The organism is Daeguia caeni (assembly GCF_042653845.1).
GTDB lineage: Bacteria > Pseudomonadota > Alphaproteobacteria > Rhizobiales > Rhizobiaceae > Brucella > Brucella caeni.
The window spans coordinates 1-22343 of record NZ_JBHSEL010000122.1 but is presented as its reverse complement, the minus strand read 5'-3'; the positions used below and the strand labels follow the sequence as shown (position 1 = coordinate 22343).

Here is a 22343-nt window from a genome sequence, read left to right as displayed (position 1 = left end):
GCTCAGCTCAATTCTGCAAACAGACCCGCATGAAGACGCGCCCGCTCGATCAGGCTGTCCTCGAAGATATGTTCGCCCAGCGTATGCAGGCCTTCGCCACGCACCCCGATGGAGTCGAGCGTTGGCACGCCAAGCGCGCCGGTGAAATTGCCGTCAGAACCGCCGCCGGAACTCTGGGCGGTCATGGTAAAGCCGATCTTCTTGGCAATCTCATTGGCAAAATCGAAAAGCGCCATGTCCTGCGGCTGGCCATGTTCCCAGACCGGGCGGGTCACACCGCGCGTGACGATGAATTCCACATCGTCCTTGGTGTCGGCCAGCGCCATGATGCGGGCGACGCCTTCTTCCAGATCCTTCTGGGTCTTTGCCATGCTGAGCACTTCAGCCTTGCAGTTCGATGAGACGCAGTTGACCCATTGCCCGGCCTGAATGACCCCAACAGAGAAGGTGCAGTCATCCGTGGTCAGGGCCTCGATCTCAAGAATCTTTTCCGCCATGCGGCGAATGGCAGAACGGCCCTCCTTGAGCAGCCAGCCGGCATGACTTGGCCGGCCAACCGTCTCCAGGTTGAAGCGTGCAATGGCATAGCGCCCGACAACCGCACCACCATCACGCCGCGCCGGTTCCGGCACCAGCACATATTTGTTCTTGAGCGCTTCCTGCTCGATCAGCCCACGGGTGGAAGGCGTACCAACTTCCTCATCCGGCGTCAGCAGGAAGGTTACCGGCAGCTTTGTCGTCAGGCCATGACGGATGATCTGGCGCATTGCTTCAAGGGCAACGAAATTGCCGCCTTTCATGTCCTGAATGCCGGGGCCATAGATCTTGCCATCCTCGCGGCGGAACGGATTGACATTGAGAACGCCAATCAGATGTACCGTATCAAGATGGCCTGAGACCAGAATACCCGGTTTGCCCTGATCGGCATGCGGGAAACGGGCGCGCAGCGACCCGCCAAAGCCATCGCGGCCAGGAATGAACTCGACCGTGGCACCTGCAGCGGCAAAATCATAGGCCGCAAGCTCAACCATGCGGTTGACGGCAGCCGCATCAAAGGTTGGGCTTTCGGTTTCGATCCATGGGCGCAGACGCGCAATCATGTCTTCAAGATCAAACGGCAAATCATGTGCACTCATGCTGCAAGTTCCTTGTCCAGGGGCAAACGGGTTTCAACGATCCGGGCATAGATGGACGCGCCTATTGGCAGCGTTGCGGGATCAAGCGTAAAGGCAGGATTGTGCAGGGCAGCCTTGCCGCCATGCTGCACATTGATATAGGCGCCGGGCACGCGGGCGAGCATGTCAGCAAAATCCTCGCTGCCCATGAAGGTCGGGCAGTCATCGGTCACGTTTTCTTCGCCCAGAATATCGCGAGCGGCCGCAATATAGGCGTCCGAAAGTTCATGGTCGTTGCGCAGCACGTCAAACACATTGCGGATATCGACATCGACCGTAATGCCATAGCCCAACGCGACACCGGCGCAGATCTCACGCAGACGCTGTTCGGCAAGGTCACAGACCTTCTGGTCGAAATAGCGGATCGTGCCGGTGATGGTCGCAACTTCCGGCACGATATTATAGGCGCTGCCGGTGTGGAACTGCGTGCAGGATACAACACAGGCCTGTGTGGCCGGGACATTGCGCGACACGATGGTCTGCAACTGACCAACGAGATCAGCGCCAATCACCAGAACGTCACGGGCATTATGCGGCTGGGCGGCATGGCTGCCCTTGCCGGTCAGCTTGATGTCGAAGAAGCTTGCCCCCGCCATGGCCGGCCCCTTGCGCAGCGAAGCCTTGCCAAGCGTGCCAAGCGGCTGGTTGTGCATGCCATAGATTTCATCGCAGGGAAAACGCTCAAACAGCCCTTCGGCAATCATGCGCCGCGCTCCGCCAAGCCCTTCCTCGGCCGGCTGGAAAATGAAAACTGCCGTGCCTTCAAAATTGCGCGTTGCCGCCAGATATTGTGCGGCACCAAGCAGCATGGTCGTGTGGCCATCATGGCCGCAGGCATGCATGCGACCCGGATTCTGCGAACTATAGGGAAGACCGGAAATTTCCTCGATGGGCAGGGCGTCCATGTCGGCGCGCAGACCAATGCGGCGATTACCAGCTTTTTTACCCTTCAGGATTCCGACAACGCCGGTTTCGGCAATGCCGGTATGAACCTCATCGAAGCCCCATTTCCTCAAGAGATCGGCCACGACACCAGAGGCATGCTTTTCCTCAAAACCAATTTCGGGATGGCGATGAAGATCCTCGAAAACAGCCCGCATCTCGCCGGCTTTTTCCTCGATAAACGGTATGATGGGCATGATTTCTTTCCTGTTACAGATTGGAGGAGATCGGGGCTGCAAACAGCAGCCCTTCGATCAGGCTGCAGGGCGTCCCGCAGCAAAGTCCCAGAAACGGCCGGGGGCGGCTTCAATCAGCGCGCGCGTATAATCATGTGAAGGATTGCCAAGCACATCTGCGGCAGCGCCATATTCCACGACCTGCCCGTGTTTCATGACCAGCACCTCATCGCAGATCTGGGCTGCCACACGCAGGTCATGCGTGATGAAGATGATAGCAATGCCGGTATCCTTCTGCAATTCCGCCAGAAGTTCGAGAACCTGCGCCTGTACCGACACATCAAGCGCCGAGACAGCCTCATCGGCCACCAGAATATCCGGGCGAAGGGCTACGGCGCGTGCAATGGCAATGCGCTGGCGCTGTCCGCCGGAAAACTGGTGCGGATAGCGCTTGAGTGCATCCTCGGGCAGGGAGACGATCTTGAGCAGGCGCTTTGCCTCTGCCACGGCTTCCTCGTAGGGGACGCCATAATTGAGCGGCCCTTCGGTCAGACTCTGCTCGATCGTCCAGCGCGGATTGAGCGAGCGGAAAGGATCCTGAAACACCACCTGCAATTTCTTGCGGAACGGCTTCATCGCGCGTTTGCCGAGATGGGCAATATCCTGCCCGTCCACGATGATTTCGCCTTCCGTCGGTTCGATCAGACGCATGATCGAACGCGCAACCGTGGTCTTGCCAGAACCGGATTCGCCGACAATGCCAAGCGTGCGCCCCGGCTGAAGCGTGAAACTGACCTCACGCGATGCCTTGACGCCAGGCTTGCGGCTGAACAAGCCGCCACTCCTGTAGGTCATGCCGAGATCACGCACCTCGATGACCGCCTCGCGCTTCCTCAGCTCGCGCGCAGGACGGGGGATGAGGCTTGGCACAGAGGCAAGCAGATCCCTGGTATATTGCTGTTGCGGATCAGACAGAACCTGACGGATCGTGCCGCGTTCCACAATCTCGCCGCTGCGCATGACACAGACCCGGTCGGCAATTTCGGCCACCACACCCATGTCATGGGTGATGAACAGAACTGCCGTGCCGTGCTTTTCCTGAAGTTCCGCAATCAGCGACAGGATCTGTTTCTGCGTGGTCACATCAAGTGCTGTGGTTGGCTCATCGGCAATCAGCACGACCGGCTCCAGAATGAGCGCCATGGCAATCATGATGCGCTGGCGCTGGCCGCCCGACAATTGATGCGGATAGCTCTGATAGATGCGTTCGACATCGGGCAGATGCACCTGCTCCATGATATTGATGACCTTGGCGCGCTTTTCCGCTGCTGACATCGTGGTATGGATGTCCAGAACCTCCGTGATCTGCTCGCCCACCCGCATCACCGGGTTGAGCGCCGTCATAGGCTCCTGAAAGATCATCGAAATACGCGTGGCGCGCATCTTCTTCATCTCGGACGGCGAAAGCTGCAACAGATCCTGTCCGTTGAGGCGGATGGCGCCACTTTTCACCTGGAGTGCATTTTTCGGCAAAAGCCCCATGGCCGTCAGTGAGGTGACGGATTTCCCCGAACCCGATTCACCAACGAGACAGACAGTCTCTCCCTTGCGGATGTCGAAGCTGACATTGCGCAGGACAGGCGTACCGCTTGGCAGCGTCACGACAAGATTGTCGACGTCCAATACGACCGGTGCTGCCGAAAGGTCACGATTTCGCAGTTCCATCTCAGCCCTCCCGCTTTTTCAGGCGTGGATCGAGTGTGTCGCGGCCTGCGTCACCCAGAAGATTGATCGAAAGGACGCAGAGCGTCAGCAACAGCCCCGGCCAGAGCACGATCGACGGCTTGATACGGAAGAATTGCCGTCCCTCCGCCATGATATTGCCCCAGGTCGGAATTTCCGTGCTGATGCCGGCACCAAGGAAGGAAAGGATCGCCTCGGTCAGGATGGCAGAAGCCACGATATAGGTGCCCTGCACGATGAGCGGCGCCATGGTATTCGGCAACAGATGCCGGAACAGGATCTTTGGCGTGCTTGAGCCCAGAGCCAATGCTGCCTCGACATAGGGCTCCTCTCTGGCGCTCAGGATAACCGAGCGGACAAGGCGCACCACCCGCGGGATTTCCGGAATGGTGATGGCGACAATGACCGAACCGATCGACGGGCCATTGAGCGCAACCAGCGCAATGGCGATCAGGATCGAAGGCATGGCCATCAGCGCATCCATCATGCGCATGATGATGGCATCGGCGGTACGGAAGAAACCGGCGACGAGACCGATGATGACACCGACGGCAATCGAGGCGATTGCCGCCAGCACCCCGATCAGGAGCGAAATGCGTCCGCCAAGGATCATGCGCGAGAACAGGTCGCGGCCATAATTGTCCGTGCCCAGCAGATAGCCTTCCGAAGGTGGCTTGAGACGCATCATCGGGTTCATGGCCAGCGGATCATGCGGCGCGATCCATGGCGAGAACAGGGTGAGCAGAATGATTGCAGCGAGAATCACCGCAGCAATCAATGGTCCGATGCCAACGCGAGCGATACGCGGCAGCGATAACAGGCGCAGCATCCAGTGCATGCCAGCCGATGGTGATTCTGTGCGCATCAATAACGAATCCTTGGGTCGAACAATGTGTATGAAAGATCAATCAGGAGGTTGACGCAGACATAGAGCGTGCTCGTCAGCAGGATCATCGCCTGGATCACCGGATAATCGCGCGCCAGTACCGCATCGACCGTCAGGCGTCCGATGCCAGGAATGTTGAAAATGCTTTCCGTCACCACGACGCCGGAAATCAGCAGGGCAAAACCTGTTCCCACGACAGTGACGACCGGCACGGCTGCATTCTTGAGCGCATGGACGAACAGAAGCCGACGATCACCTACCCCCTTGGCGCGGGCGGTGCGGATATAGTCCTCACCCAATACGTCCAGCATTGCCGCACGGGTCATACGGGCGATGAGTGCGATATAGATCGAGGCAAGTGTCAGGGCGGGAAGGATCGCCCGCTCCAGAAAAGGCCCGAGGCCTGCCGAGATCGGTTTGAACCCCTGTACCGGCAGCCAGCCCAGATAGATCGAAAAGATAAGAAGCAGCACATAACCGACCAGAAAGACCGGCACGGAAAAACCCAGAACAGAGAAGCTCATCACCAGATAATCCGCCCATGTGCGGTGACGCCAGGCGGCAATGACACCCATGGGGATCGCGACCAGAACCGCAATGATGATGGTGAGAACAGCCAGCGAGATTGTTGGCCCGATGCGCTGCATGATCATGTCGAGGACAGGCACGCCCGAAATCAGCGAAACACCAAAGTCGCCGCGGAAGATATTGCCCATCCAGGTGAAGTATTGCGCCAGTATTGGCTGATCGAGGCCCATTGCCGTGCGAATGCGTTCAAGCTGCTCGGTCGTGGCAGCATCGCCCGCGAGAATTGCAGCCGGATCGCCCGGCGTCAGACGCAAGAGTAGGAAGACAAAGATCGATACCAGCAACAGAACCGGTACCAGCGCAAGAATGCGTTTTATCAGATAGACGATCATATGCACGCGCCTCGGATCTTGCGGCAGCGGCGGAACCGCCTTCCGCGTTGGAATGAGATGATCGCGCCCGCCCAGGCGAGCGCGACAGCAGCGGGCAAGATTATTCTTCGACCTTCTTCACATTCCAGAATACTGGAACGGGAGAGCCAAGCATGTCGACGACATTGGCGCGACGAGCCTGCGGCGGATTGTATTCGCCAAGCGGAATGTAGAGCACATTCTCAAGCGCATGGGCCTGAATCTTTTCGATCGCGGCCTTCTTTTCCTCAGGCGTCTTTGCGGCAATATATTCCTTCTTCAGCACCTCGATCTTTTCGTCCTGTGGCCAGCCAAACCAACCCTGATCGCCACGGCCATTCAGCATGACCGAATTCAGCGGCGTCCAGATTTCCGGGATCTGCCAGTTGGTGAAGAAGATATTCCAGCCGCCCTTGGATGGTTCGTCCTTGGATGCGCGACGGCCAACCAGCGTTTGCCAGTCCATTGGCTGCATGTCGACATTGAAACCTGCCGCGCGCAATTGCTGCGCCACGACAACAGGCTGTGGCGCAAGGCTTGCCACATCGGTTGGCTGCATCAATACGATCGGCTTGCCATCATAACCGGCTTTCTGAAGCAATGCCTTTGCCTCTTCCACATTGCCCTTTCCGGTCAGGCTTTCAGAGCCAACCGTGGTGGCATTCGGTGTTCCACAACCAAACATCGCGCCACAGACCTTGTAGTAATTCGGGTCAGCCATCAGGGCAGCCAGAACCGGCTCTTGTGACATGGCAAGGAAGGCAGCGCGGCGGACATCCGGATTGTCAAAAGGTGGATGCTTGAAATTGAGACGCCCCATGGTCTGGTAGCCAAGCGGGTCGCGCTGTTCAACCACAACTTCGTCATTGCCTTCCAGCAACGGAACCAAGTCAACCGGAACCTGTTCGATATAATCGATTTCACCATTGAGCAGGGCGTTGACTGCGGTCTGCTGGTCAGTCATCGTCACCCAGCGTACCTTGTCAACATTGACAACCTTGCCGCCCGCCATCCAGCTTGCCGGTTCCTTGCGCGGAACATAGTCCTCATTCTTGACATAGGTCACGCCAACACCGGGTTGGAATTCTTCCGGCACGAACTTGAACGGACCAGAGCCGATATGTTCGGTAATGGCCGTATCGGCCGGGGTTGCGGCAATGCGTGCCGGCATGATGAAAGGTGGCAGGGCCGCCTGCTTGGCAAGCGTATCCAGGAATGGTTCGAACGGTTCCTTCAGCGTCCAGACAAGGGTCTTGTCATCGACGGCCTTGAGCGATTCCGTAATGTCCATGATGAGCTGGCCACCCGTATCGCGCTTGGCCCAGCGCTCAAGCGAGGCAACTGCGTCGGCAGCCGTAACGGGCGTGCCATCATGGAATTTCAACCCATCGCGCAGTGTGAACGTATAGACCTTCTGATCATCCGATACGGTCCAGTCTGCCATTTGCGGCTGCGGCTTGAAATTCTCGTCAACGGCAATCAGTACGTCATAGATCATATAGGCATGATCACGCGTGATATGCGCGGTTGTCAGAATCGGATCGAGAACGCGCAAGTCCGAATGCATCACGGCGGTCAGCGTGGTTTCCGCCCAGGCATTGCCTGCTCCCAGAGCAATCAGGGAGGCAGCAAGGCCGTATTTCAGCCTGCGAAGAACAGGGCCAGTATCAGGATATTTCATAAATCGCATCGTTGGCTCCTCTGAAGGTTATTTATTGTTCTGGTCTGAATTCCGATCCAAGCGGTTCCATCCTTATGCCTGAACGCAATTTCTTCCACGGCAGGCTCGCCGGACTAAGCGGCATTGCGCCTGGCGCGGTGCAAACCAGAAGTTGTTCAGCAATCGGCGCGAAATCCGCACGGAAATGCACTGAGCTCTTGTTGACGAGAATGGCCTCCTTTTCCGGTTCTATCCCCACCATGCGATAGAGTTCGCGATCTGCCATCTGGGCGAGATTGGTTGTCACGACGATCCGGGTTCCACCAAGGCGCAGACAGGCCGATGGGCCCATGTCCAGCCAGGTGCCGCCAAAATAGGGCCCCGTTGCATGAACCCTGCCCTCCGAAAGCTTTTCCACGATGAACTCAGCCGTAAATGGCGCATCCCCCTTGATGCCGGACTTGCCGCCGAGGGCGATTTCAACACGTGCCCCCTCGCCTGCCTGATGCGCAATCCTGGCCGCTTCCGGGTCGTGAATGCAGCCGATCGCGGCTCGTTCTGCGCCGCATGCAATCAGCGCCCGCAGCATTCCGGTCGTATCCGAACTGCCACCAGCACCCGGATTGTCCTGCGTATCGGCAATAACGACGGGTCGCCTTGCATCACGCGCAATCGCGATTGCCTTGGCCACCCCTTCTTCCGGCTGATAGGCAGTTCCGGCAAAGGCCGGCTCGGCAGCCGCAAGCGCTGTCATGATCCTGTCGGCGCAGGCCTCGACTGCATCCCTGTCCCAGCCATAGGCAAAGACCGACGGTCCGCATTCGGCAAAGTCTGCCGCCGGAAAGCCCATGAACAGCGAGGCTGTCTCAACCTTTTCCGGCAGGTCAAAGGTCATGGCATAAAGGCTCTTGGCCGGCTCTTCGTCCGTGCATTGCCATGTAATCGGAATGAGATAATCCCCCTGCCGCATCGCCTTGTGCCAGCCTTCCGGCCTGTCCATGAAGGCCTGCAAGGCCTTGGCCGCGCGATAGCCGGTCTCGGCCATATCGACATGCGGATAGGTACGGAAACCCACCATCACATCGCAATGCTCAAACATCCGCCTTGTGATGTTTCCATGCAGATCAAGCGCAACTGCCAGAGGCTCGTCCGGGCGCACGGCGCGCACACGCTCCAGCAATTCGCCTTCGCCATCATCAACATGCTCGGCAACCATGGCGCCATGCAGATCAATGAAGATCCCGTCGAGCGGGCCGCAATTCTTGAGCCCTTCGATGATTTCCGCGACGATTGTCTCATAGGCGTCCCGCGTTACAGGCGCCGATGGAATGGCGCCCGCCCACAGGATCGGCACGACTTCCCACCCTGCCGCGCGGGCAAAATCCAGCGCACCAGCAATACCGAGATTTACATTTCGTGCATTTTTTAAAACAGCTTCACCGCGCGACAGCGGAATATAGCCCCCTCCCTGTATGAACGCTGCCATATCGGCCGGAGCCGGGGCGAAAGTGTTTGTTTCATGCAAAAAGCCAGCCACAGCCACGCGCCTGCGCACGAGCATACTCCCAAATATGCATTGATCCCCAAGACGAAAGCGTGTATCTATCAGCGATACATCTATATTGTTTTTTCATAATAGGGGGCAATTTTGTTCCTTGTCAATCCATGAAAAGCGGATAAAAGCGCCTTGCCATGAACCAGTTTCGTGACCTTACCGGACTGTCCAGTTTCGATCCGAATGAAGCGGACAAATTCAAGGATGACCCATTGTTCCTGCGTTCGGTGGCGCGTACGATTGCTGTGCTGTCCGCGTTCCAGAGTGCCCGTCACCCCTTGTCCCTGACCCAGCTTGCAACCGCATCCGGCCTTGACCGCAGCGCCACGCAACGCATTGTCCATTCACTTCTGAAACTTGGCATGATGACCCGCGATCCGGAAGATCGCGGCTATCTTCCGGGTCTGCGCATTCTTGATATGGCGCATGATTTCATCCGGCTTAACCCGATGCTGCAGAGGGCCAATCCAGTCATGCTTGAACTGCGGCGCAGAGTGCGAGAGCGTGTGGATCTGTCGCTTTTTGACGATATAAGAGTGGTCTATGCCCTGCGCATGCCGTCGAAACATGAAGTCTTCAGCGCCACCATTGTCGGCCATGCGGTTCCCACCTATTGCACGGCAGGCGGCATTGCGATCCTCTCTCGCCTGCCAGACGAACAGATTGCTGATATTGTCAACCGTTCTGACCTCACCCCGTTTACGCCCTATACGATTACCGATCTGGACGGCGTGATGGAACAGGTGCGCGCCACGCGCCAGCGGGGACATTCCGTGCTCTGCCGTCAGCTGCTGCCGCATGAAGTGGCAATGGGCGCCCCCATTACCGATGCCAATGGTGCGCCAATAGGGGCCATCCATATCGCCGGCAATCTACAGGAATGGACGGCGGAAAGTTTCAGCGACAGTTTTGGTCCGCTGCTTGAAAATGCCGCGCGCACGGTTTCCGAGCGGCCCCAGCCTAGCGACGGCAGAAACTCACCAGCATTATGACCCGCCTGCCCGGCAGATTTTCTGCAACTGTCAGACGGGTGACAATCTACCTTTCCGCGATTGTACCAGCCGAGATGCAACATGCTTGCGGCACAAGCCGGATTGGGCAACTTGTCACAAACATGCTGGCCTGACGAAACAGCCGGTACGCGGGCAGGCGCATAATGCACGCAAGCCACGCATAGAAAAGCTGACAGAACAGGCACGAGCCTGCTGCCCTAAGCTTCGGCGACAATGAACAATTCGCCCCCCTCACCGAAGCGATCAATGGCCTTGCATGGCCGAGACCAGCCATAAGCAAAAACCGTAGCGCGCCTTCGAGGCAGCGGTGTGCGCCACGCTGAAATGAGCGCTTGCTCCAACAGCTGCTGCCAGTGCCGCCTGCAGGCAATCGCGGCGCGGCCTGTACGCGCAAACAGGCTCTTTTGAGCCGCAGCCCTTCGCAGTGCAAAATCCCCACACCGCATCATCGTTTGAAACCTTCACCCCGCACCCGGCCAGTTCCTCCTTCAACCGATGCAGCGTGCGTTCCGGCCTCTGCCTGAGCCACATCCCTGAAGTCCATGATATTCCACAAAACTGGCTATCTTGTTCTCCTTGAAGGTTTGTCAGCGGTCTGGACAGGCCCTGCAGGGCCTGTCACTTCAATCAACAGCGGATTGCTGTTTGCTGACCTCTTCGGCCGTGACCGGTTGTCCCTGTCCGCCCCATTCGGCGCGGATCCAGGAAACAAGATCGGCCACTTCTTCATCCGACAGCTTGTGGGCGAATGGCGGCATGGCATACATGCGCTGGCCATTGGCGAATTTCTGCGTCGGTATGCCGTTCAGCACCACCTTGATCAGCGTCTGCGGATTGTCCATGGCGAGCGTTGCATTGCCCTTCATGGCGGGTGCCACATTCGGGATGCCTTCGCCACGCATGCCATGGCAGCCGCTGCAGGCCGACATATAGGCAAGGCGGCCCTTGTCCATGTCGCTGCCCGGTTCAGGCGAAGCAGCCGCAGGCAATGGTGCAGGCGGTGCAGATGGCTCAAGCAGCTTGCCGGTTTTGTCGGTCAGAAGATAAGTGGCGATTGCCTTCACGTCATCCTCTTCCATGGCAGAGGTCGAGAAATGCGTAACTGTGAACATGCCGGCAAAGGACGTGCCCTGTGGCGCAACGCCGGTTGCCAGATATTGCGTCAGTGTCGGCACGTCAAAACCGTGCTTGGCAAGCGCTTCAGCAGTAATGTTCGGCACAGCCAGCCCGTCGATTTCGCCACCTTCAAGATGATGCGAGAAATCCGGTCCCATCATGAAATTCATTGGTGTGTGGCAGGAGCCGCAATGGCCAAGACCATTGACGAGATAGGCGCCACGGTTCCATTCCGCCGAGCGCGCAGAATTATGCGGTGCCTCACGGGCGGGAAAATTGACGAGGTTCCAGAAATTCATGAACGGGCGAACCGGCAGCATGAAGACGCCCGTATTGTCCTTGTTTGGTACCGGCATGGCCGGAATACTCATGAGATAGGCATAAAGCGCGTCGAGATCATCCGGCGTGGTGATATGGGTATAGACATAAGGCATGGCCGGATAGAGATTGCCCTTCTTGCCAATGCCGTCACGCAGCGCACGATGGAAATCCTCGCGGCTGTAATTGCCAATACCATACTGTTTGTCCGGCGTGATATTAGTTGAATAAAGCGTGCCAAATGGCGTTGAAATCGCAAGCCCACCGGCTCCCATCGGGCCCTCTGACTGCGAGTGGCAGCCAAAGCAGTCGCCGGCGAGTGCCAGTTCGCGTCCGCGTGGGATCAGCGCCTGCATTTGTTCCTGACTCAGAGCCTCCTTGGCCTGCGGGGCGACACTGGTCGTGCGGAATACGCCAAACAGGATCAAAAGACCAACAAGAACTGCTAACGCGATTATGCTCAAGATTGTATTGCGCAATCCGTGGCTCTTCATGGCCTGTCTCCTAATCAATCACACAGCCAGGTGTTGCCAGTGCCACGTCGCGGATGGCTTCGTAATAGCGTACATAGCCGGTGCAGCGGCAGATATGCACGTCAAGCGCCTCTTCAATTGCCTTTTCGAGGTCAGCGCGCTTGACCGGATTCTTGTTGAGCCGGTCAAGGAAGACAGTTGCGCCCGCAACAAAACCTGGCGTGCAATAGCCACACTGGAAGGCGAAATTGTCGATGAATGCCTGCTGGATCGGCGTGAGCTTGATGACATTGCCCTTGTCGTCCGTCTCGGCCTGTCCCTCGATGGTGATGATGTTCTTGCCATTGAAGAAATGGGCATCATAAATGCAGGTGCGGCTTTCCTGTTTGCTGCCATCGGGCAGGATTTCCACCACGGTGCAGGCATGGCAGACACCCTGTCCACAGCCGAAATGGGTTCCCGTCAGATCCAGATATTCATGCAGAAAATCAATCATCGGCATGCCGACCGGTACGGCTTCATGCTCGATTTTCTTGCCATTGATGGTCAATGACAATGGGCGTTTTTCAATTGTCATCACAAAGCCCCTTTGATCTTTTCTGCAGTAATCGGATATTCATAGAAACGCTTACCCACGGCATGGCAGACAGCATTGGCCACAGCTGGCACAATCGGGATCATGCCCAGTTCCGCCATGCCCTTAGGTGGAGCCGTTTCGGTCAGTGGCGGCAGATAGTCCGCCGTCTGGGTCCAGACCGCCACATCCTTGGCTCGTGGCAAGGTGTAGCGATTGAAATTCCATGTGCCATTGCCGGGGCCATCTTCATAAAGCGGCAGTTCTTCCATCAGCGCATGACCAATACCCATGGCAGTGCCGCCCTGTACCTGTCCCGATACCAGCTGTGGCACCACCATCGTGCCCGGATCCATAATCATGTGATGGCGCATGATCTGCACCACACCGCTCATGCGGTTGACATTGAGTTCAACCAGACAGGCCGCGGACGTATAGGTGGTCGGCTCGCCAGAACCACGGTTTGATGGCGGATAATAGGCAATATTGCGCTTGATGAAGTCAAAGCCTGCCGTGGTCATACGTTTTTTCAGCTCTTCCGGCGCGCCTTCACCATATTTGACCGAAAGTGCGTCGATCGGAAGCGTGCGGGTGCCAACGGTTGGAATGTCAAATTCTGCCTTCGCCCACTGCCAGCTACTATAGGTATGCACGGCAACGCCTGTAATAAGACCCATTTCATGCGCCTTGGCAGCCAGTACATCAAACGGGATTGGCGTCATGCCGCCACCGCCAAGCCCATCCGGGCCGATGCGCATATCGCTGACATCAACATTAAAGCTGGCAAACTGACCACCGCCAGGGCCTTCACTCCAGATTGCTTTTGCAGCCGGCCACAGCGTGAATTCAAGCAGGAATTTCGCTGCCTGACGGGTGGCGAAACCAACATAATAGACACCGGCAGACGAGCTCATGTCCGGAATAAGTGCCGGCGTCCAATAAGGGTCAGTCTTGGACAGCTTGTCAACTTCCTTCTGGTCAGCCCAGCTTGACTTCAGTGGCAGTTCATCAAACTGGGTCACGCCAAACTCAACCACATCCGGCACTTTACCCAGATCCTTCCAGACCATGACCTGCTGCGCCGTGGTGCCGCCTGTACCGATTTCCTGTACACAATGACGCATGGTGAGCTTGCCCTTGGGATCAAACTCCAGCACCAGAGCGGATGGCACACCACCCGAACCATAGACCTGCTGCACCTGCGCAAAGCCGACGCCATAAAGTTTGCCCGGGTTTGCGGCTTCAAATTCTGCCTTCTTCTTCGCGCGCTCCGTCCAGATCGGATGCTGTGCGGCCAGTTCCAGCATTTCCACATTGCGCGGATCGCCGGCAATCACGCCACCTTGCGTATTGAGATAGCCAGACTTGATGGCATTGATCTTGCGCAGCTCGATTGGATCCATATCGAGTTCCTGTGCCAGCTCATCCACCATCTGTTCGGTAATGGCCATGGACTGGATCGAACCGAAGCCGCGCATGGAGCCGGCTTCAACCGCAGGGGTTGCCATGGCAAGCGCCGTCAGATCCGACTTCGGGAAATAATAGATCGACTGTGCGCCACGCGCACCAACATGCGAGACGGCAACCGACAGGTTTTCGCGGCCACCGCCATTGCAGTTGTAAAGACCTTTCATGATCTCAAACTTGCCGGTCTTGCGGTCGGCGGTGATTGTCACATCCATTTCGATGGAGTGGCGTTTCATCCCCATCTGGAACTGTTCATAGCGGTCATTGGCCATGCGCACCGGCAGACCATCGCTATAGAAGCTGGCAGCCATGGCATAAAGCGGGAAGACCGAATAGTCTTTCGAGCCATAGCCAACCGTGGAGCCGGTGAGCAGCACGACATTTTCAACCGGTGCAATCTTGTTTTTCTTCACAAGACAGGTTGCCTGATCAATCACACCGACCGGTGACTGCGTGGCGGTCAGGATGTGCATGGTCCTGGTTTCCTGATCGAGCCAGACATTGCAATTGTCCGGCTCCATCGCACATGGGTCGATGGACTGCGAGAAACCATGGCGGGTCAGAACAATCTTGTCCGGATTTTTCTCGGCTTCCTCGATTTCCCGGGCAATCTGTGCTGCCGCATCCATGGCAATGCCCTGCTTGTCGGACTTGGCTTCTGCATCAAGCAGGGCGGCAATGAACTTGCCCCCGCGGTCACGGCGCAGCGATGGCGGAATGGTGACACCTTCGCCTTCATCATAAGGCGGCCAGATGACAGTATTGCCCTTGAAATGGCCCTTGATGGCCGTATCCGGATAGGGCGCGAAGAGCGATGGTGAGGTTGGCGTCTCACCACCCAGACGCACATAACGCGCCGCGCCATAATTGGCAGGCGGATTGATACCCTTCACCTCACCATAAATGACAGCCGACTCCTCAAAGCGCAGCAGACGCCGTGCAGCTTCAAAACGGTCAAAATCCTTGTAGATCAGGATTGCAACCGGATGGCCAAGAAGATGTGGAACCTCACCTTTTGGCACCAGCAGGTTATAACCATAGAAGCCTTCGCCCATTTCGGTATCCTGCGGGATGTTCAGCTCATCGCGCACGATGTCTTCCTGCAGCACGAGGCGGTCTGGCTGGAGTGAATTGCCAAGGATGGAGAGATTGACGCCTTCGACCGTGCGGTCAGCCTTGGTCGCCTTCAGCATGAAGGCATAGGCCTGTTTCTTCGGCCAGCCCGGCAGGTCACGCGCGCGAAAGTCACGGGCAAAGTTCTTCTGTCCCGTAACCTTGCGTACGCCATCCCAGCGAAAGCGTGGCTTGCCATCCCTGCCGATCCAGTCCGTGCTGGTCGGGCCGGAGTGAACTTCTAGTGCCTCGGCAAGCGGAACACGCCCCAACATGACCGAAATACCGGCAAATGTGCCGAGCTTGATAAAATCTCTGCGTGAAATACCCGAAGCCAAGGTACTACTCCTGTTTTGCAAGTCGGATGCTACCCAAAACACGCCATAAAAGTTTCGGGCATGATTGCCGTATTCGGCCTAGTATTCCAGTGGGCGTTGTTTCTCGGAAATACGATTTTGATATGTACCTGTCTTTTTCTGTTGCTGCTTGTCAGACTGTTCCTCAAACAGGACCGCACCTGTAGCCGCCACCAGGATCATGAAGCCGGTGCCAAGCAGCCATGACAGATACCAAGGGCCATAGTCACCGAGGATGACACCCAGAAATATGGCAATGACCGCCACAACCATTGCCACCACAAAACGCCAGAATACAGTCATGTCCCGTCTCCTTAATGGCCAGAGGTCTTGACTGCCTTTGGATCAAGCTTGCCGCGCATGATCCAGAAGGCCCAACCCGTATAGGTGATGATGATCGGCATGAAGATGAGCACGAAGCCGAGCATCCACATCAGCGTCAGTTCACTGGAGCCGGAATTCCACACGGTCAGGCTGTGCGATGGATTGCTGCTCGATGGCATCAGAAACGGGAACATGGCAATGCCAGCCGTGCCGATGACACCGATCCAGGCCAGAACGCCAAACCACCAACCAAGGAAGGCTTTGCGGGCGGCAAGCGCAAAGAGGCCAAAGACAATGCCGGCATAGCCAAGGATCGGCACGATCCACAAAAGCGGGTAGTTGTAGTAATTGGCAAGTAATGCGCCTGGCACCTGTTCAACCTGCTGGTGCAGTGGTGTTTGCGGCAGCGCCGGAGCAGGTGCCTCGACAATGCAGTAGCCTTCGATGCTGGCGACCCAGAAACCACCAATGCTGAAGAAGACGATGGCTGCAATACCGCCTATCAGGGCTGCACGGCGCGCACGCTCGGCAATATTGCCAACACTACCATTCATCAACATCGCGCCTCCCATATAGATGGAGAGCGAAACCGAAAGCAGGCCACACAGAATGGCAAACGGATTGAACAGTTCGATGAAGCTGCCGGTATAATAGGAGGTCATACGCCAGTCGAACTGGAACGGGACACCCTGCAGCACATTGCCGACAGCCGCGCCAAAGACCAGCATCGGCACGAAGCCCGAGATGAACAGCGTCCAGTCCCACAGATTGCGCCAGCTTGGCTGCGGCAGCTTGGAGCGATATTCAAAACCAAGTGGCCTGACGATCATGCTCCACAACAGAACCAACATGACAATATAAAAGCCGGAAAAGGCTGTGGCATAGACAAGCGGCCATGCGGCAAAGATCGCGCCGCCACCAAGGATGAACCATACCTGGTTGCCATCCCAATGCGGGCCGATGATGTTAAGCGCAACACGGCGCTCGGTATCGGTGCGGCCAACATAGCGCAGCAGCGTGCCAACACCCATGTCCATGCCAACCATCACGGCAAGACCAATCAGAAGTACCCCCAGAAGGAGCCACCAGATCAGCTTCAGGACAAGATAAAGTTCCATGTCAGCCCCCACTTATGCCGCAACCGCTTTACGACCCGCCAACGGGCCTTCCGGCTCATCGGGTCCCTTGCGGATGAAATGGATCATCAGGAAAATCTCGACGACGGCGAAAATCGTATAGAGCAATACAAAGCCAGCCAACGAGAAGACCATGTAGGTTACCGTATGGGTCGAGGCCGAAAGCCAGGTTGGCAGGATTTCAAACACCGTCCACGGCTGACGGCCAATCTCGGCAACGAGCCAACCAAATTCGCAGGCCAGGAATGGAACCGGGATCATCCACACCGCCAGCCGCAGGAACCAGCGATAATTGCCAACCTTGTTGGTCAGGGTCAGGACGAATGCCAGGATGAAATAGGCAAGCATCAGAAGACCAAAGCCCACCATGGCGCGGAAAGACCAGAACACGATCCAGACTTCCGGGATCGCATCATTGGCTGCCTTCATTATATCGGCATCGGTGACACGGGTGACGTCACCATCCGGCGCATAACGCTGGACGAGGAAACCATAGCCCAGGTCGCTCTTGTGCGCCTCAAACTTGGCAAGCGCATCTGGATCGGTCGGATCCTTGCTCAGGACCTGCAAGGCTTCAACAGCCGGAATGCCGTTCCTGATGCGCTCTGCCGCCCTCTGTTCCAGAACATCAGCGGCCGGAACCGTGCCATCGAGCGAATGGGTCACCAGAATGGAGAGAAGCGCCGGAATCTGAATGGCAAAATCATTGCGCTGCTCGCTCTGCGACGGGAAAGCGATGGCATTGAACGCCATTGGCGCTTTTTCCGTTTTCCAGAGCGCTTCCATTGCCACCAGTTTGGTCGGCTGCGCATGGGCACCAACATAGCCCAACGCGTCACCAAGCGTCAGAACCCCGCCCGTACCCAGCACACCAAACAGGGCGGCAATACGGAAGGAACGACTGGCAATTTCGACATGGCGGTTGCGCAGAAGATAAAATGCACTGACACCACAGACGAAGATCGCTGCCGTCACATAGCCCGCCAGAACCGTATGCACGAATTTTGCCTGTGCATCCGGATTAAAGAACATATCGAAGAAGCTTGAGAGCTCAAGACGCATGGTTACGGGATTGAACTCCGCCCCCTTCGGGCTCTGCATGAAACTATTGGCAACAAGGATCCACAGCGCCGACAGGTTCGAACCAAGGGCGACCAGATAGGTGACGACCAGATGCTGCATCTTGCTGAGACGATCCCAGCCAAAGACCATGAGACCAACAAAGGTTGATTCCATAAAGAAGGCCATCAGACCTTCGATTGCCAGCGCCGTACCAAAGGCGTCCCCCACGAAAGAGGAATAAAACGACCAGTTCGTGCCGAACTGGAACTCCATGGTCAGACCCGTGGCAACACCAAGCGCAAAGTTGATCAGCAACAGCCTTGCCCAGAACTGGGTCATCTGACGGTAAACATCACGACCAGTCGTGACATAGACCGTCTCCATTATCGCAACAATGATCGTGAGCCCCAGCGTCAACGGGACAAAAAGAAAGTGATAAAGCGCCGTCGCCGCAAACTGTATGCGCGACAAATCCACAACCAGATCGTCTACCACCGTAGCCCCCTACCCCACTCCATAATTACTCGACTCTAATTTATTGATAGATGACCTTTTTCAAAAAGCAACGGGAAATCTTTCAAAAAACGTCAAAATGCCCATGGTTTTCAGCACAATAAATATATTTATCGAATAATATTAATTATAGAAATTAAAAATCATACAATCAATATTTAATTCGAAATATAATTCATTTTATATATATTTCTTAAGCAAATTCATAGAAAGTACCTATTAAGAAACGATAAAAATATATCAGACTATTACATTAATTACAAAAAATAAAATACACATCCCTTATGAAATAAAACCATGTTCACGAAAAATGACGCCATCAAATTCAAAAATTTATTATTGTAATATATCAAAATTTTTATCTATTAAAATCACAAAATTCAATAATAAAATAAATTCTTTAATCAATCCAAACGAAAACTTTAAAATAATCGCCCAAAGTAAACACCAAAATGGATATTTTTATTTTAAAATAAAATACTTTAATGAATTTTATATACAATTTTTAATATATTTTATTAAAATGAATAATATATTAGATATCTATCTTAAAAATGCAAAACTGATATCATATCAATAACGTAATAAATTATAATATTCATATTATATATTCATTAAACATGCGCTTAATTTTGACGGGTATATATATTATTCAATCATTATTCCGCATATTTCATAATAATTCACAGAAAATGTCCTTCATTCAAAGGCCGTATAGCCATCATCATGGATGACAGCATGATTTACGTCTTGACGGGAGTTCTATTATATCTCTGCATTTGACAATCGAATTATCAATGTCTGGCTATAAAGCCGGAACCAATGCAATGAATAAAGGAAGTCATTGAATGGATTTATCTCCTTTGGCAGCTTTTACGACCATTGATGAAAATGACTTTCCCTATCAGCCAGCATTGCACGATCCTGATCATGCCTTAGCTATAATTACAAACACTGAAGGTCCTTCCTACCGGCGCTGTGGCGCAGCTATGCTGATACATAAGTCGGGCCGCAGATATGGCAATCTGTCATCTGGCTGCATTGACAAGAATATTGGCCTGCGTGCTGTTGAGGCGCTGGAATCCGGCGTGGTGAAGCGCCTGCGCTATGGCAAGGGCTCGCCCTATTGGGACATGCAGCTGCCCTGCGGCGGAGGGCTGGAAATAACCATCATACCGTACCCGGACAGACATGCGCTTGAGGCAATTGATCGTACCCTGAAAGGGCGCAATGAAGCTCTGTTTTCCATCAATCATGATGGAATTTTTGCACCCCAATTGACTCAATCAGGACTGAACGTCAGCATCCAGCCACAGCTGCGTGTTCTGATCTTTGGCACCGGCCGGGAAGTTGTCTGTTTTGCATCTTTGGCAAGAGCGGCAGGATGTCAGGTTGAAGTCTTCTCGCATGATGCGGACGTCTTGGAAGAAGACAGAATGGCCCATGCGCATATGAAAGACGACTGGCCGGACAATCTGCCTATTGATGCAAGAACCGCGGTCATCACCTTCTATCATGACCATGACCGGGAGCCTGCCATTCTTGGTCATGCGCTGAAAAGCAGCGCCTTTTTCGTCGGAGCGCAAGGCAGCAAGCGGGCACATGAATTGCGTTGTGCGGCACTTGCATACAAAGGTTGCAGCAAGACAGATATCGAGCGGCTTGAACATCCGTTGGGTGTAATCCCATCCACGCGAGATCCGCAAACTTTGGCTGTTTCAGTTCTTGCACATGTCCTGCAAAAGGTCTCAACATCAGTAAAGACAAAAGCCATTGAGCCGGCACAAATCCGCATATGAGTGCAGCATAAAGGTATTTCGCTAAAGGAATAAATATGCATACAACTGTCGGCCTTGTCGTGGCGGTTCTAGCTGCAGGCCAATCTAAACGCTTTGGTCCTGCAGATAAGCTTTTGTCCTTTTATCACGGAAAAGCCCTGGCAAAACATGTTGCGTTACGGTTGCAGAACCTGCCTTTTGTAGAAGCCTGTGTGGTGACGCGCACAATGGCGGTAGCCGGCCTGTTCAACCAGCCACGTATAAAACCGGTTTTTGTCCCGCCCGGAAAAGGTCAGGCTGCAAGCTTCCATGCCGCAATCCAGTTTGCACGCAAAAGACGCGCCAGCCATGTGCTTCTGCTGCTTGCCGATATGCCGAAGCTGACGCCTGAAACTTTAGCGCGGTTCTGCGCATGCAGATCCCATGCGCCTGTCATGGCGCGCTGCGGGAAAGTGAGCCTGCCGCCGGTGCTCATTCCGCATTGCCTGTTTGCCAGACTATCAGGATTGCACGGCGATAGTGGAGCCGGCTCCATTCTGCGCCGCTTGCCAAATATCCGCTTTCTCGACATCACTCCAGAAGAAACCGTTGACATAGATCAGCGCTGACTCAAACCGATTCACAACACTGGCATGACAGCCTGATTACAGCACATTTGATGGCACGTGATAATTTTCAGACATGCCATGTCGCAACACAGAGGGCCTTGTCACGTCTTCAGGGCGAAAGCGCACATACATATCGCAATATCAATATTCGGGATCAATGAAGAATCTGCGATAAAAACTTCCTGGCTTGCGCCGTATTTGATTGCCGAAGAAGTCAGCCGGAGCTGCCTCTTCCACGATCTGTCCACGGTCATGAAAACAATGTGGTCAGCAACTTCCCTGGCAAAGCCCATTTCATGCGTGGCGCAGAGCATGGTCATACCGCCTTCTGCCAGTTCAGCCATCGTATCCAGCACTTCCTTGACCATTTCCGGGGCAATGGCAGAAGTGGGCTCATCAAGCAGAAGGATCTTTGGCCTCCGCACATGGCGCGGGCAATCGCAACGCGTTGTTGCTGATCGCCGGACAACTGCGATGGATATTTCGCGCCTGCTCGGCGATAGGGCCTCAACTGAGAAAATGCATTGCTATTTCCTTGGCTTCCTCGCGGCTCATGTCCTTGACGGACATGATCGCAAGCAGACAATCTTCCAGCACATTCATGTGTGGAAACAGGTTGAAACTCTGGAGCGCCAGCCCACTTCGCGACGGATTTTGTTCCGATTGGCTTTCACATGATCGAACGGAACACCGTTGACAATGGTCGTACCGGAATCATGCCTTTCGATACCGTTGAGACAACGGATCAGCGTTGACTTGACCGAGCCTGACGGGCCGCAGATGACGAGCTGTTCACCGGATCGCACATCAAGATCAACATCATTGAGCACCTGAAAAGCCCATAATGCTTGCCAACGTTGGCAAGCCTGATTTCTCCTGACTGTTGTGCATCATTCGCGATACGCACTTTGGTCACTGCTGTTTGGGTCATGATCGTTTTCTTTCCCGTTACCTGCGACCAGCAAGCGTGAACAGCTTCGGTTTGCCACAGGGATTCAATGAGTTTTGGCAAGGCCTCAGACATGAGTTGGCGATCAAGCATCCTTGCCCTCCTCATACAAAACCGCAATCAGCACACTCGCGTGCATAGGGCAGCCCCAAAGTCGCACGAATGATGTCGCTTGCACAGGCGCCGAAAGTGAACGCAAAGCACATAAGCCAGCCGTGAAACCATTCACGTCAACATAGTCGCCGGTCAGCCTTGTGAGCGCAGCCGTACTGCAAAATGGATGAGGTAAATGATGATCAGATCAGACACGCCCTGCACGATGGTGCTGTATGCTTCGACAACATAACGAAAGGAGCGGCTAACATAGGTTTTGATCGCACCCAAAAGTGTCCGACATCAACGCCCATGAGACCAAATTGTATTAATTGAGAAGAGAGGGTTTTCGGCTCATCATAGCTTTATCAAAGG

The 22343-nt window shown here is 55.0% G+C and carries 17 protein-coding genes and 1 pseudogene; 3 read left to right on the top strand and 15 right to left on the bottom strand.

The window, feature by feature from the left end:
• Positions 1–2 precede the first annotated feature (2 nt).
• The 7 genes from ACFO1V_RS13115 to ACFO1V_RS13085 form a co-directional block, all read right to left on the bottom strand.
• Positions 3–1136 (bottom strand): M20/M25/M40 family metallo-hydrolase, encoded by a 1134-nt coding sequence (locus tag ACFO1V_RS13115; RefSeq protein WP_374832692.1) that lies wholly within the window; start codon positions 1134–1136, stop codon positions 3–5.
• Positions 1133–2314: a M20 aminoacylase family protein gene (locus ACFO1V_RS13110; protein WP_374832694.1), complete on the bottom strand. Its 1182-nt coding sequence runs from the start codon at positions 2312–2314 to the stop codon at positions 1133–1135. The genes ACFO1V_RS13115 and ACFO1V_RS13110 overlap by 4 nt, the downstream gene beginning before the upstream one ends.
• A 57-nt stretch (positions 2315–2371) precedes the next feature.
• Positions 2372–4018 (bottom strand): ABC transporter ATP-binding protein, encoded by a 1647-nt coding sequence (locus ACFO1V_RS13105; protein ID WP_374832696.1) that lies wholly within the window; start codon positions 4016–4018, stop codon positions 2372–2374.
• Position 4019: 1 nt separating this feature from the next.
• Positions 4020–4865 carry an ABC transporter permease gene (locus tag ACFO1V_RS13100; protein ID WP_374832718.1) on the bottom strand — a complete coding sequence of 282 codons (846 nt, stop codon included), beginning with the start codon at positions 4863–4865 and terminating at the stop codon, positions 4020–4022.
• A gap of 35 nt (positions 4866–4900) precedes the next feature.
• Complete coding sequence (locus tag ACFO1V_RS13095; protein WP_374832698.1) at positions 4901–5842, bottom strand: ABC transporter permease; 942 nt, start codon at positions 5840–5842, stop codon at positions 4901–4903.
• Positions 5843–5942: 100 nt separating this feature from the next.
• Positions 5943–7550 (bottom strand): ABC transporter substrate-binding protein, encoded by a 1608-nt coding sequence (locus tag ACFO1V_RS13090; protein ID WP_374832699.1) that lies wholly within the window; start codon positions 7548–7550, stop codon positions 5943–5945.
• 22 nt (positions 7551–7572) lie between these two features.
• On the bottom strand, positions 7573–9081 hold the full coding sequence (locus ACFO1V_RS13085) for a M81 family metallopeptidase (RefSeq protein WP_374832700.1): 1509 nt from the start codon (positions 9079–9081) through the stop codon (positions 7573–7575).
• A 131-nt stretch (positions 9082–9212) separates the two neighbouring features.
• Here ACFO1V_RS13085 and ACFO1V_RS13080 point away from each other — a divergent pair, with 131 nt between their 5' ends.
• On the top strand, positions 9213–10067 hold the full coding sequence (locus ACFO1V_RS13080) for an IclR family transcriptional regulator (RefSeq protein ID WP_374832702.1): 855 nt from the start codon (positions 9213–9215) through the stop codon (positions 10065–10067).
• A gap of 644 nt (positions 10068–10711) precedes the next feature.
• Here the strand turns inward: ACFO1V_RS13080 and ACFO1V_RS13075 are convergent.
• From ACFO1V_RS13075 to ACFO1V_RS13050, 6 genes are all read right to left on the bottom strand, one after another.
• On the bottom strand, positions 10712–12016 hold the full coding sequence (locus tag ACFO1V_RS13075) for a cytochrome c (protein WP_374832704.1): 1305 nt from the start codon (positions 12014–12016) through the stop codon (positions 10712–10714).
• A gap of 10 nt (positions 12017–12026) precedes the next feature.
• Positions 12027–12572 (bottom strand): (2Fe-2S)-binding protein, encoded by a 546-nt coding sequence (locus ACFO1V_RS13070; protein ID WP_374832706.1) that lies wholly within the window; start codon positions 12570–12572, stop codon positions 12027–12029.
• Positions 12572–15487, bottom strand: a complete 2916-nt coding sequence (locus ACFO1V_RS13065; protein WP_374832708.1) for a xanthine dehydrogenase family protein molybdopterin-binding subunit — start codon at positions 15485–15487, stop codon at positions 12572–12574. The genes ACFO1V_RS13070 and ACFO1V_RS13065 overlap by 1 nt, the downstream gene beginning before the upstream one ends.
• A gap of 78 nt (positions 15488–15565) precedes the next feature.
• Positions 15566–15808: a hypothetical protein gene (locus ACFO1V_RS13060; RefSeq protein WP_374832710.1), complete on the bottom strand. Its 243-nt coding sequence runs from the start codon at positions 15806–15808 to the stop codon at positions 15566–15568.
• An 11-nt stretch (positions 15809–15819) separates the two neighbouring features.
• Positions 15820–16947, bottom strand: a complete 1128-nt coding sequence (cydB, locus tag ACFO1V_RS13055; protein ID WP_374832712.1) for a cytochrome d ubiquinol oxidase subunit II — start codon at positions 16945–16947, stop codon at positions 15820–15822.
• Positions 16948–16959: 12 nt separating this feature from the next.
• Positions 16960–18522: a cytochrome ubiquinol oxidase subunit I gene (locus tag ACFO1V_RS13050; protein ID WP_374832714.1), complete on the bottom strand. Its 1563-nt coding sequence runs from the start codon at positions 18520–18522 to the stop codon at positions 16960–16962.
• A gap of 866 nt (positions 18523–19388) precedes the next feature.
• On the opposite strand from ACFO1V_RS13050, the gene ACFO1V_RS13045 reads away from it, so the two are divergent.
• Both ACFO1V_RS13045 and ACFO1V_RS13040 read left to right on the top strand, forming a co-directional pair.
• Positions 19389–20339 (top strand): XdhC family protein, encoded by a 951-nt coding sequence (locus ACFO1V_RS13045; protein WP_374834692.1) that lies wholly within the window; start codon positions 19389–19391, stop codon positions 20337–20339.
• Between the two features lie 35 nt (positions 20340–20374).
• Complete coding sequence (locus ACFO1V_RS13040) at positions 20375–20926, top strand: NTP transferase domain-containing protein (RefSeq protein ID WP_374834690.1); 552 nt, start codon at positions 20375–20377, stop codon at positions 20924–20926.
• 154 nt (positions 20927–21080) lie between these two features.
• Here the strand turns inward: ACFO1V_RS13040 and ACFO1V_RS13035 are convergent.
• Both ACFO1V_RS13035 and ACFO1V_RS13030 read right to left on the bottom strand, forming a co-directional pair.
• A pseudogene (locus tag ACFO1V_RS13035) lies at positions 21081–21795 on the bottom strand (amino acid ABC transporter ATP-binding protein); the annotation flags it as partial.
• A gap of 326 nt (positions 21796–22121) precedes the next feature.
• Entirely contained in the window at positions 22122–22259 is a 138-nt protein-coding gene (locus tag ACFO1V_RS13030) for a hypothetical protein (RefSeq protein ID WP_374834688.1), read from the bottom strand.
• Between the last annotated feature and the right edge of the window lie 84 nt (positions 22260–22343).

Bases quoted from the DNA above. Each gene is read 5' to 3' on its own strand.
- ACFO1V_RS13040 (WP_374834690.1), top strand. From the start codon at position 20,375: ATGCATACAACTGTCGGCCTTGTCGTGGCGGTTCTAGCTGCAGGCCAA.
- cydB (WP_374832712.1), bottom strand. From the start codon at position 16,947: ATGGAACTTTATCTTGTCCTGAAGCTGATCTGGTGGCTCCTTCTGGGG.
- ACFO1V_RS13060 (WP_374832710.1), bottom strand. From the start codon at position 15,808: ATGACTGTATTCTGGCGTTTTGTGGTGGCAATGGTTGTGGCGGTCATT.
- ACFO1V_RS13100 (WP_374832718.1), bottom strand. From the start codon at position 4,865: ATGCTGCGCCTGTTATCGCTGCCGCGTATCGCTCGCGTTGGCATCGGA.
- ACFO1V_RS13045 (WP_374834692.1), top strand. From the start codon at position 19,389: ATGGATTTATCTCCTTTGGCAGCTTTTACGACCATTGATGAAAATGAC.
- ACFO1V_RS13110 (WP_374832694.1), bottom strand. From the start codon at position 2,314: ATGCCCATCATACCGTTTATCGAGGAAAAAGCCGGCGAGATGCGGGCT.
- ACFO1V_RS13090 (WP_374832699.1), bottom strand. From the start codon at position 7,550: ATGCGATTTATGAAATATCCTGATACTGGCCCTGTTCTTCGCAGGCTG.
- ACFO1V_RS13070 (WP_374832706.1), bottom strand. From the start codon at position 12,572: ATGACAATTGAAAAACGCCCATTGTCATTGACCATCAATGGCAAGAAA.
- ACFO1V_RS13115 (WP_374832692.1), bottom strand. From the start codon at position 1,136: ATGAGTGCACATGATTTGCCGTTTGATCTTGAAGACATGATTGCGCGT.
- ACFO1V_RS13075 (WP_374832704.1), bottom strand. From the start codon at position 12,016: ATGAAGAGCCACGGATTGCGCAATACAATCTTGAGCATAATCGCGTTA.
- ACFO1V_RS13095 (WP_374832698.1), bottom strand. From the start codon at position 5,842: ATGATCGTCTATCTGATAAAACGCATTCTTGCGCTGGTACCGGTTCTG.
- ACFO1V_RS13085 (WP_374832700.1), bottom strand. From the start codon at position 9,081: ATGCTCGTGCGCAGGCGCGTGGCTGTGGCTGGCTTTTTGCATGAAACA.
- ACFO1V_RS13080 (WP_374832702.1), top strand. From the start codon at position 9,213: ATGAACCAGTTTCGTGACCTTACCGGACTGTCCAGTTTCGATCCGAAT.
- ACFO1V_RS13105 (WP_374832696.1), bottom strand. From the start codon at position 4,018: ATGGAACTGCGAAATCGTGACCTTTCGGCAGCACCGGTCGTATTGGAC.